Below are 11,237 nucleotides of genomic sequence, written 5' to 3'. Positions count from 1 at the left end.
AAAATCACTCTACAACCAACCAAACATTGGCCTTGGGAGGAACTGCCAGTTCAATAGCCACCTGGTAATCACGGGTTAGTTTATAAGACTTCTTTTTTCCTTCTCCGATACGCACAACCGCCCTATCTGTTAACCCTGTATAATACAGCGGTAATGACACCGTGGTAACCACCTCCTGGTCCGTTGGATTAAAAAACATTGCCAACGCCTTATGCTTAAGGCTTGGGTTTACATGCAGCATACCGTCAAGTGAATTCCCATCTGCTCTTTTTAAATGAATTATCGGTGAATTGAGTATCTCTCTATATTTTTTATACCAATGAACTACCTCCGTCACTTTATGCTTCGTTTTCTCCGTATCATACAGTCTTGGGCCTCTGTAACAAGCCTGTATCCCCATACCATAATTTTGCATCATATGCGCTTCGTAGGTCGACAAGTTTTCATTCAGCGGCTCTATAGTTGCTTCAGCTCCTCCACCATGATATTGTGTAAGAGGAACAAAGGTCCAGCTCATACCCGGCAACCGGTCAAAAGTACCATCGTAAATATTTTGTCTCCCCAGAATAATCTGTCTTTCCCGTGGCAAAGACCAGTTTACCTCTCTATAGCCTATACTGTTTTTATTACTACCACTCAGGTAATACCAGTCTGGAATATTTAATGAAATCCCCTTTTCATTACACCATTTATAAAAATCGGTAATTCGCTTCCATGCTTTCCACTGGGAGTCTTCCAGGCCTTTATGCCCCACATGCCTGGTTGAAGCACAATATTGTCCCGGGTAAGATCCGTCATGCTCCAACAGATCGAACCCCGTTTTCTCAAAAAAGGTTTTTAGCTTATCGAAATAAGCTATTCCCCATTGGCTGTTCAAACACGGAGAACTACCGTGTATTACCCCGCCTCTTTTTCCTGTTTCCGGATTGATAACATCCACCTCATCACTGATCCACCTGCTCGACAATAAAGAATATCCTCCCAGTTCAATTCCACGTTCATGTGCATAATCAGCCAGCGCCTTATACTTCTCAATATTTTCAGGCGAAGTATCTTCCATATTGAGTCCGCTTCCAAAACTCAGGATTACCATTTCATATCCTGTTTCAACACATTGGTCGATAGCTGCTTTTACTTTCTCGTCGTCGGTAGTTGTTAAATGTAAAAACATCGGGTTTTCCGTTACCCAGGGGGCAATCAGCTTATACATCTCATTGGTAAAAAGTCCCTTTCTTTGTTTATCGTCACTATCAAAAGGCAGCTCCCATACCCTAAAAGACTCAAACACACCCCCCTTTTCTATCGTCTCATCCGGCCCCGCAGGAAGTTTACACTCCAACAGGCAGGGTGTCTGTCTCGGGTAATTTACCTGCGACGTATATCGGGAATCGGGCAACCAATGCACCACCTTGTTTGAACTTTTAAAGCTCATAGCATGAAAAGCATAATCACTTTCAATATGAATGTTGGGCAACTCCCAATGTTCTGATCCGCCGGAACGCTCTACAGCACTTTCAGCTTCAACAAATGCCAGAGATTCCGTTTTAAAAGAATTAAGGACAACCTGCTCTCCTTTGTTGTCTACGGATATCCATTTACTAAGCAGGGGAATCCCATCATAAATATTATAATGGACATTTACAGTAAGTTCCGGGAAGTCCTGATGCTTATACACAAAGACAATACTTTTCCCTTTTATTGCTTTTTTAGCTGCTAACGACCACCGTTTGTTGGGCCAGTTAATACGATTGGTTATAGAAGATATCTCGAAACGCTCCAACTGAAACGAGTTGGGAGTACTCCACATCTGATGGAGCCATTCGTCTTTCAGGTATCCATATTCTTTCTGACCATCCAGGCCACCGACATTATATTCCATTCCATCGATTTCTACCACAGCTTCCGGGCCTACACCTCTTAACAATCGCTCTCCGGTCATCAGATTATTAAATGCCGTGGTCGTACAATTGGGAGTTACCCTAAAGGTTCTGCTAACCAAACCATTTGATATCACAATCGATCTGGCATCATCTGTTTTAAATATCTTCGATTCCAGGTTGATTTCATTCACTAACCAATCTTTTTTCACGCCATTTACCAATTCAGGTGTTCCTATCGGCAAACGGCTGACAAGCGGCTTTAATACGGTTTCATAATTCCTGTCCAGATCATTTATCTGGCTCAAATAACTCTCATCCACTAAAACCGGTTCAAACCCACTGTAAGTTATGGCAGGGGCTATCCATACTCCATGATCTCCTGATATTCCGTCGCCGCCATCTGTTACCACGAGCTCCAGCACCTTCACATGACTCACATCAACAGCCACGTCTACTGCTGAATCTCCTCCCAATATTACATCACTACTCCAAAGTATTTTACCATCACCCTTCACTGAGAACCTGACGCTCCCCTTTCCGATGGTTTCAGGAGTCTCTCCAATTCCAAAAAACACATTTCCCTTATCCTCTTCTGTGTAGAAAAGCTTGCTTCCATCCGACAAGGCATTGCTCTTAAGGTTTCCTGGCAATTTACCCCTGTCCTGGATCCCGACTTTGGTATTAAAATACTGAGACTCTCCATTGAGGAATACAAAAACTTTGCTTTCAGGCAGAACCCCTATCCCTTTAGCGTAGGCTACACCATTCACTTTTATACTTTCTGACGTTACGGCTTTATCTTTCAGGGGGGTCCAATAAGACTGAACTACTTTTTCCAAATCAAGATCGGAAAGAGAAACCTTGTTTTTGTGTGTCTGGGCGAAACTGATTCCCGAAACAAAAAACAGTATCATAAAGAAGTGAAAAAAAATGAGACTTATGTTTTTATTCATATTAAATATTATTACTTCCATAAGTCCCAAAAATATCTATTTTTTACAAATAGTAAACATAAATATATTTATAAAACAAAACTCTTACTTTTTGTCGGGTCTTGACGGCCTGACTTCTATCTTACTAGGCAGTGTCCTTGGGTGCATTGTCAACAGGTCAACTACCAGTTTACCGATGTCTTCAGGTTGTATTTTCCAGGCATCTTTTTCTCCCGGCTCATTATTATTAAAATGGGAAGCCACCGAACCTGGCATAATGGTACTCACCTTCACATCATAAGGTCTCAGGTCGAGCATAACCGCCTGGGTAAAACCAACAACCCCAAATTTAGTAGCGTTGTAACCTGCTGCAGTTGGAAAGAAATTGGTTCCGGCCAAACTTGCCAGAGTAATATAATATCCTTTAGATTCCTTTAGCGCTTCCACAGAGGCCTTCAAAGTATGATAAACGCCATTAAGATTGGTATTGATCATTTGATGCCATTTAGCAACTTCCAGCTCATCGATCGGGGCAAAATGTCCTACCCCGGCATTGGCCAGAACTACATCCAGCTGTCCGAACTTATCAATAATGGCTTTTACTGCTTTTTGTTCATCATCAAGATTTGTAACATCAGATGCAATACCCAGCACCCTGTTGCTGTCGATGGTTAAACTTTCAGCCGCTTTTTGAGCATCTTCGAGTTTTCGCCCCGAAATAGCTACTCGCATCCCGGAATGGAGTAAGACTTCTGCTATCCCATATCCAATTCCTTTTGTTCCTCCGGTGATATACACCACTTTATCTGTTAAACTCATAATTGTATCATTTTTTATAAAGATAAAATGCTTTTCGTAGAGAAGAAAAGCAAGACGGTTATAGTTTTGTTAAACAAAAAAACCCATGAAGGATATCCTTCATGGGCCTGATGTGGAGAAGATGGGAGTCGAACCCACGACCTTTTGACTGCCAGTCAAACGCTCTAGCCAGCTGAGCTACATCCCCATTAAGTTTAATTTCTACCGTTCAATACCAGTAATGGAATACTACAGTGAAATTCGCGCTTCAAAATTAAATTTTTTTCCCATAACTTGGTAAAAAATCCGCGTTTTCTTCTAAAAACACATAAAATATCCGGGTGGTAAGAGTGAATATTCTCCAGCACACCTTGGAAAGTAGTCGCATTTTCAGTGGTTTGCATCGAATTCTTTATCCGGTCAAGATCTTTATGGACCACCAAATCATCGGGAGTATGATCCGGGGTTTTCACCAATAACACATCTATTTTGGCATTGAATTTCTCCATAATGTTATTTAAAGGACTCAATGAAGCCGGATTATTTACCTTTCCCGATTTAAAAGCCATCAAAACAGAATCGATTTTTTTAAACTCAAAATTTTCAGGTACGATCAATGCCGGTATACGCGTATGTTTAATCAGTTTGCCGGATGTCTTTCCCAAAAAGACTTCTTCTTTAATAGAATTACTCCTGGGCGCAAGGATCATTAGGTCTACATTATATTTTTTCACAAACCCATCAACCGAATCTACAATATCTCCTTTCCCTAAAACAGTAATCACCTGAACATTTTTACTATCGACGTCAGTTAAAACCCCTTCTAATTCATCCTTCTCGTTCTTTTCTATAACACTATCTATGTTTTTTATGGATCCGGCTTTAGCCGACATGGTTTGATATGCTCTGAACACATATACTTTTGCATTAAATACAGATGCAAAATCTATGGCATACTGTAAGATCGATTTCATATTTTTGTTGCTTCCTATAGGAACCAGAATATTTTTCATAGTTTTTGTCGATTTAAGTTTTGGTGAAAAATCAGCAAAAGATACAAAAACAATCAAAAGAAGCAATAACCAAATCTGCTGCTCACAAATGAATATAAGGATCTCAGACACAGGCGACATAGATCAGCTCTTAAAAGTGACAAGGGCATGTGCCGATTTTATGATCAAAAATGGTATTTTTCAATGGAATGAACATTATCCCTCCAGAAAGGCTTTTGAAGGAGACATTGAGAGAAATGAACTGTACGTACTTGAAAACGATGATCGATCCGTTATCGGTTCCATCGTTATATCCACTATTATGGACGATGTTTACAAACCGGTTAAATGGTTAACATCAAACAACCGTAACCATATCTACATCCATCGCCTGGCGGTGCATCCGGACCATCAGGGAAAAGGATACGCACAGATGCTTATGGATCATGCCGAAGATCACGCCAAACAAAATGGTTATGAGTCTGTAAGACTCGATACCTTCAGTAAAAATCTGCGCAATCAAAAATTTTACGAACTTCGCGGCTATAAACGTCTGGATAAGATCTTTTTTCCGGAAAAGAGCGAACATCCCTTTTACTGTTACGAGAAATTACTAGGTTGAAACATAAAATTTCATTTAAAGAAATAAACAAACTGGCTATTCCGGCAATAATTGCCGGAATAGCAGAACCTCTTATTTCATTAACAGACATTGCTATTATCGGAAATGTCGATGAAAATCCGGTAGAAGCCTTAGCTGCCGCCGGCATCGTAGGGTCTTTTTTATCGGCAATCATCTGGGTAGTCGCTCAGACGAAAACTGCAATTTCTTCTATTGTATCACAACATCTGGGAGCGAACCGTCTGCATGCTGTTAAAACCCTGGTTCCACAAGCCATCCTTTTTAATTTCCTGTTCAGTATTGTTATTTATGCTTCCACCGCCTGGTTTGCTACAGGTATTTTTAAAATGTATAATGCCGATGGTCTCATACTCGATTACGCCGCAACCTATTATCAACTGAGAGCCCTGGGCTATCCGCTAACCCTGGTTACCTTTGCTGTTTTCGGAGTATTCAGAGGCCTCCAGAATACACTTTGGGCCATGAAATGCAGTCTCACCGGAGCACTTCTGAATGTAGTTTTAGACTATATTCTTGTTTATGGGATTGATGGAATAATTCCTCCTCTCCACCTGAAAGGCGCTGCTATCGCCAGTATAATATCGCAATTGGTTATGTTGCTTATGGCACTATATTTCTTTTTTACCAAAACTCCATTTGGTCTAAAGATCAAAAAGCGCATAAACCCTCAAATGAAGGGACTTCTCATAATGAGTGCCAATCTATTTGTACGAACCGCAGCTCTGAATTTCGCCATTTACCTGGCTAATGCTTATGCAACAGACTACGGAAAGAACTACATAGCCGCCCAAAGCATCTTAATGAATATCTGGCTATTCTTCTCCTTCTTTATTGATGGTTATGCCAATGCAGGGAATGCCATCTCGGGGAAACTTCTCGGCGCAAAAGAATACAAAAAACTATGGAACCTTAGTAGAGACATTAGCTTGTACTCAACCATTATTGCCATTATGCTGATGATTATTTGCGGAATCTTCTATAGTGATATCGGATTGATATTCAACAAAGAAACTGCCGTGCTCACGTTATTTTCATCTGTATTCTGGATCGTATTACTAATGCAACCGATCAATGCCATTGCCTTTATGTTTGACGGCATGTTTAAAGGAATGGGAGAAGCAGCGTATCTTAGAAACGTATTACTGGCAGCTACATTTCTTGGGTTCTGGCCTGCCTTATTAATCACAGACCACATTGGATTAAAGCTTTATGGTATCTGGATTGCCTTTGTAGTCTGGATGCTGATCAGGTGTATAACTTTAGTCATTAAGTTCCGAAGAAAATATTTAAAAGCCGTAACTTAGTACCACACTCTAAATTAACAATTATGGCAACAGACAGAAGCAGCGGAAGTTTGTACACCTCTATAGAAAATAATATCGCAACCATAGAATTCGGGCATCCTGCCGGTAATTCCTTCCCTGCTGAGTTGTTAGACAGATTAACGAACGAATTAAATTCTTTAGCGCAAAAAAACGATGTTAATATTATCGTTTTAAAAAGCGAAGGTGAAAAAGCATTTTGTGCCGGAGCGTCTTTCGACGAATTAGTAAGTATCGAGAATCTGAGTGAAGGCAAAAAGTTTTTCAGCGGATTTGCCAATGTTATTAATGCCATGCGCACTTGTGGTAAAATTATTATCGGGAGAGTTCACGGTAAAGCCGTTGGGGGGGGTGTTGGTCTTATAGCCGCTTGTGATTATGCCATGGCTACAGAAGCTGCCTCGATCAGGCTTTCCGAACTTACCATAGGGATCGGACCTTTTGTAATTGCTCCTGCGGTTGAACGTAAAATAGGTATTTCCGGTTTGGGAGAACTTACCCTTGCCGCTGAAGAATGGAAAAGCGCCTATTGGGCTAAAAACAAGGGGCTATATGCACGTGTTTTTGATTCTACAAAAGATCTGGACAAGGAAATCGGCATTATATCAAGCAAGCTGACATCCTATAACCCGGAAGCTCTTAAAGAAATGAAACGTGTTCTTTGGGAAGGGACTGAAAACTGGGATCAACTTTTAACCGAGCGCGCGGAAACGTCCGGAAAATTAGTGCTCTCTCATTTTACTAAAAACGCTTTGGCTAAATTTAAAAATTAACGAATGCAAGACATCCTCTTTTTACTTGCCCAGGTCGATATTGAAAAGAAGCTGCAAGATGCACCGAACAGCGCTTATTCGATCGGAGTCTTTATAGGCAACATGCTTCCCTTTATAGTATTGGTCATCATCGCTTACCTGATCTATAGATACCAAAAAAAGAAAAACGGCTAAATGCCGTTTCCCTCAGTAATAATTATTTCTATCTCCCTATTGAACCAATTCTCCACTGCTGATCGCCTTAGATACATTGGCTTTTACTTTCTTATATTTATTGTAGAACTTTGTACCGTCTAAACGTTCTAAGGTAACTATCACATCTCCGTTCTTATTTGTACTTACCTCAGTAACTTTCACCTTGTTTCCTTCGACACTTTGATAGTCAGGGGTGCCTCCCCTCTTCAATATTAAATTTCTTTTCTCAAAATTTATAAATTGATACTCATGTGCAGATGCTTCGGCAATGGTATACACATCCCCCACTTCGACACCCTGTAATCCTGCTTTATCTTCTTTTGCAAAAACACCAGCCGTAAACCCTAAAAACAGAACTATTATTATTTTTTTCAACATATTTTTACTTTTTGACAATTAACGCCCTTTAAAAATACGAAAAACAAAATTATCGATTCAATACCAGAGGTAAAAGAATTTTAACTCAAAATTAAAACTCAGCTACCGTTTGCTATAAAAAACCCATCTTTATTTAAATCCCGTCATTGAGACCCAATCATTTTCCCAATCTTTCCAGACAGGTTCTAGGTATTGGTTTTTAAGCATTTCTGCAATCGTTTCGGTACTTCGCTCATCCGAAATCTCAAACTGTTCCAAAGATTGTTTATCAATGGTATACCCACCGGGGTTGGTTTTAGATTCGGCACTCATTGAGGTAATTCCAAGTTGTACTATATGATCCCTGAACACCTCTCGTTCCCTGGTAGAAATGGACAATTCGACATCTTCGTCTAACAAACGGTAGGCGCATATGAGCTGTACGAGATCAGGGTCGGTCATTTCCACTTTTGGCTCTAACCCTCCGCTGAAAGGGCGTAAACGAGGAAAGGATATGGAGTACTTTGTTTTCCAGTAGGTTTTCTGAAGGTATTTAAGATGCAGCGCCGTAAAAAAACTGTCTGCCCGCCAGTCTTCTAAACCAAAAAGTGCTCCCAAACCAATTTTATGCACTCCTGCTTTCCCTAACCTGTCGGGAGTTTCCAGGCGATAATCAAAATTCGATTTTTTCCCTTTGGGATGGTGTTTCTTGTACTCTTCTCTATGATACGTTTCCTGATAAACCAATACAGCATACAGGCCATTCTGAATAAGCAGCTCGTATTCTTCCTGATCGAGCGGTTGCACCTCAATAGAAATATTTGAAAACTGAGAACGTATAAGCTGAATCGCATTGTTTAAATAATCGACCCCTACTGTCCTGTTTGCTTCTCCGGTAACGAGTAAAACATGGTCATACCCCTTAGCCTTTAAGAATGCCACTTCCTTTAAAATCTCTTCATCCGTGAGTGTACGTCTGGGGATTTTATTGGTTAAACTAAAGCCGCAGTAAGTGCAGATATTCTGACATTCATTGCTCAGATACATCGGTGCATACATCTGCATCGTATTACCAAACCTCTTTTTGGTAATACGGCTACTGAGTTGTGCCATTTCTTCCAAAAAGGATTTGGCTGCCGGAGATATCAGTGCTTTAAAATCTTCCAGGGTTCTTTTATTCTTATGAAGTGCCTGCTTTACATCCTCTTCCGTTTTAGAAAGTATGCTCAGCATTGTTTTATCCCAATCGTATTGATTCAGCACGTCTTTAAAACTACTCATATAAAAAATTTGTTAGCGGACTGCTTGCCATTGCTTTTTTATCCTGAACCGGTGCTAATTTAGCATTGTAGGCCATTCTACCTGCCTCTACAGCCATTTTAAAAGCAATTCCCATTGCCACCGGGTTTTGAGACACCGCAATAGCCGTATTTACCAGTACAGCATCAGCCCCCAGTTCCATGGCGGCGGCGGCATGCGATGGCGTTCCAATTCCTGCATCAACTACAACAGGCACATTACTCTGTTCGATGATAATCTCGAGGAAATCCAAGGTTTTTAATCCCTTATTCGTTCCTATCGGTGCTCCTAAAGGCATTACACATTGCGTCCCTACTTCTTCAAGGCGTTTGCACAACACCGGATCGGCATGTATATACGGCATCACTACAAATCCTGATTTCACCAGTTCTTCTGCCGCTTTTAAAGTCTCAATCGGATCGGGCAATAAGTATTTGGGATCCGGATGGATCTCCAGTTTTATCCAGTTAGTTTCCAGAGCTTCTCTGGCCAATTGGGCTGCAAATACCGCCTCTTTTGCATCGCGGACACCAGATGTATTTGGCAATAGGTTGATACGGGCATCTTTTAAATGAATCAGGATATCATCCTGATTATCTTTAACATCTACCCGCTTTAAAGCAACGGTCACCAGTTCGCTCTCCGAAGCATTAATAGCCTGCTCCATTAGCCCGGAGGAACTGAATTTTCCAGTTCCGGTAAACAACCGTGAATTAAATTCTTTATCAGCTATTTTTAATATATCGTTATTCATTGTATAATACTTTATTTAAATAAGGACTCGACTGTCTGCCCGGCCTGACCATAATTGCGATTGAAATTTTTCAACGGTTTGACTAATCTTATTTTCAACTGTCAGCGCGCCTGAAACTGCAACCCCATAAACACCCGTATATAGTATATCCTTTACATCTGCTTCCTGAATTCCACCTATTGCTATCACAGGGAAAGACATTTCACCATCGTTTAATTGGCTTACAATTTTCCGATAACCTCCAAGACCTAAAACCGGACTTAAATTTTGCTTGGTTGTCGTAAAACGGAAAGGGCCCAAACCAATGTAATCTACTCCCATTCCACACAACTTTATACAATCGCTGAGGGTATTGGCAGTTCCTCCTATAATTAGTTCAGCACCTAAGATCTCTCTGGCATCCTGAGGGCTCATATCCGTTTTTCCCAGGTGAACCCCATCGGCCCGGATAACCTTTGCCACCTTTACATTGTCGTTAATGATCAGTTTAGCACCATAAGGGTCGCATATTTTTTTAGCCAAAACCGCTGTTTCCGCATACATTTCGTCAGAAACATTCTTCAACCTCAATTGTACCCAATCTACCCCTGCTTTACAAACCTCTCTAATATTCAACAAGTGTTCGGCCGGTGTGTTTCCTTGTGATATGTATTGTAATTTTGATATTTCTTTCATTTTCATTGAACTTATTCAGCGATTCAGAACATTCTGAGCTTTCATTATATCTGAAAAGGCCTCTTGAGGATTATTTGCTTTCCAGACAGCACCTAAAACTGCTGCTCCGCTATATCCCATTTCTAACAGGCTTTTTAATTTATCTCCGGTTACACCTCCCAAAGCTATTATGTTATCTTTAATTCCTTCTACCATAAACCCTTTACCATGATACCCTTCTTTTGAAATGGAATCAAAAACCGGACTTAACATTACATAATCAAAAAAGGGCACTCTTGATTTTAAAGTCTCAACATCGTGAAAAGAACTGCTGACTGTAAACCCGTCTTTTTTGTAATTTTGGAGGTAATCATAGAGCCGATCTCCCAATTGCTTCCGGAATGCTTCCTTTACATGAATCCCCTTTACCTTAACCTTTTTACAGAGCCTATGATGATCGTGTAATACTATTCTTTGGTGATAGTGCGTTTCTATCCCCATTAACAACTTTGTATATTGTTTTTCGGTATAACCGGGTTTCCTGAGATGTAAAATCTGTAGTCCGGCAGCGAACATAGCGTTCAACTGCCGGCACTCATTCACAATGAGATTTTCAGCGGTAATAACTATCAACATAG

General features: G+C 40.5%; 12 protein-coding genes and 1 tRNA gene. 4 read left to right on the top strand and 9 right to left on the bottom strand.

Translation table 11 applies throughout. The features are described from left to right. Positions 1–4: 4 nt before the first annotated feature. The 4 genes from MQE36_RS06175 to MQE36_RS06160 form a co-directional block, all read right to left on the bottom strand. Positions 5–2,833, bottom strand: a complete 2,829-nt coding sequence (locus tag MQE36_RS06175) for an NPCBM/NEW2 domain-containing protein (RefSeq protein WP_242938300.1) — start codon at positions 2,831–2,833, stop codon at positions 5–7. An 84-nt stretch (positions 2,834–2,917) separates the two neighbouring features. Then, positions 2,918–3,631, bottom strand: coding sequence for an SDR family oxidoreductase (locus MQE36_RS06170; protein ID WP_242938299.1), 714 nt, complete (start codon positions 3,629–3,631; stop codon positions 2,918–2,920). A 113-nt stretch (positions 3,632–3,744) separates the two neighbouring features. Beyond that, positions 3,745–3,818, bottom strand: a tRNA-Ala gene (locus MQE36_RS06165). A 7-nt stretch (positions 3,819–3,825) separates the two neighbouring features. Continuing rightward, entirely contained in the window at positions 3,826–4,623 is a 798-nt protein-coding gene (locus MQE36_RS06160) for a universal stress protein (protein ID WP_242938298.1), read from the bottom strand. Positions 4,624–4,711: 88 nt separating this feature from the next. Here MQE36_RS06160 and MQE36_RS06155 point away from each other — a divergent pair, with 88 nt between their 5' ends. The 4 genes from MQE36_RS06155 to MQE36_RS06140 are packed head-to-tail and all read left to right on the top strand — an operon-like array spanning position 4,712 to position 7,514. Then, the gene (locus MQE36_RS06155) at positions 4,712–5,224 is read left to right on the top strand and encodes a GNAT family N-acetyltransferase (RefSeq protein ID WP_242938297.1); all 513 of its coding nucleotides are present in this window, start codon (positions 4,712–4,714) and stop codon (positions 5,222–5,224) included. Next, positions 5,221–6,549: an MATE family efflux transporter gene (locus tag MQE36_RS06150; protein ID WP_242938296.1), complete on the top strand. Its 1,329-nt coding sequence runs from the start codon at positions 5,221–5,223 to the stop codon at positions 6,547–6,549. Before MQE36_RS06155 ends, MQE36_RS06150 begins: the two co-directional genes overlap by 4 nt. Before the next feature lie 23 nt (positions 6,550–6,572). Continuing rightward, complete coding sequence (locus MQE36_RS06145; protein WP_242938295.1) at positions 6,573–7,340, top strand: enoyl-CoA hydratase/isomerase family protein; 768 nt, start codon at positions 6,573–6,575, stop codon at positions 7,338–7,340. Between the two features lie 3 nt (positions 7,341–7,343). Then, positions 7,344–7,514, top strand: a complete 171-nt coding sequence (locus MQE36_RS06140; protein WP_242938294.1) for a hypothetical protein — start codon at positions 7,344–7,346, stop codon at positions 7,512–7,514. A gap of 36 nt (positions 7,515–7,550) precedes the next feature. On the opposite strand, the gene MQE36_RS06135 is transcribed toward MQE36_RS06140, so the two are convergent. The 5 genes from MQE36_RS06135 to MQE36_RS06115 all read right to left on the bottom strand — a co-directional run bounded on the left by MQE36_RS06135 (position 7,551) and on the right by MQE36_RS06115 (position 11,235). Beyond that, positions 7,551–7,913: a hypothetical protein gene (locus MQE36_RS06135; RefSeq protein ID WP_242938293.1), complete on the bottom strand. Its 363-nt coding sequence runs from the start codon at positions 7,911–7,913 to the stop codon at positions 7,551–7,553. A gap of 129 nt (positions 7,914–8,042) precedes the next feature. Next, the gene (gene thiH, locus MQE36_RS06130) at positions 8,043–9,173 is read right to left on the bottom strand and encodes a 2-iminoacetate synthase ThiH (protein WP_242938292.1); all 1,131 of its coding nucleotides are present in this window, start codon (positions 9,171–9,173) and stop codon (positions 8,043–8,045) included. Beyond that, positions 9,166–9,945 carry a thiazole synthase gene (locus MQE36_RS06125; RefSeq protein WP_278286628.1) on the bottom strand — a complete coding sequence of 260 codons (780 nt, stop codon included), beginning with the start codon at positions 9,943–9,945 and terminating at the stop codon, positions 9,166–9,168. The genes thiH and MQE36_RS06125 overlap by 8 nt, the downstream gene beginning before the upstream one ends. A 15-nt stretch (positions 9,946–9,960) precedes the next feature. Further along, complete coding sequence (locus MQE36_RS06120; protein WP_242938291.1) at positions 9,961–10,620, bottom strand: thiamine phosphate synthase; 660 nt, start codon at positions 10,618–10,620, stop codon at positions 9,961–9,963. A gap of 15 nt (positions 10,621–10,635) precedes the next feature. Next, complete coding sequence (locus MQE36_RS06115; protein ID WP_242938290.1) at positions 10,636–11,235, bottom strand: thiamine phosphate synthase; 600 nt, start codon at positions 11,233–11,235, stop codon at positions 10,636–10,638. Between the last annotated feature and the right edge of the window lie 2 nt (positions 11,236–11,237).

This window comes from Zhouia spongiae (genome assembly GCF_022760175.1).
GTDB classification, from domain to species: domain Bacteria; phylum Bacteroidota; class Bacteroidia; order Flavobacteriales; family Flavobacteriaceae; genus Zhouia; species Zhouia spongiae.
Note: the sequence above shows the minus strand (reverse complement) of the source record. Positions and strands in the feature narration are given on the sequence as shown.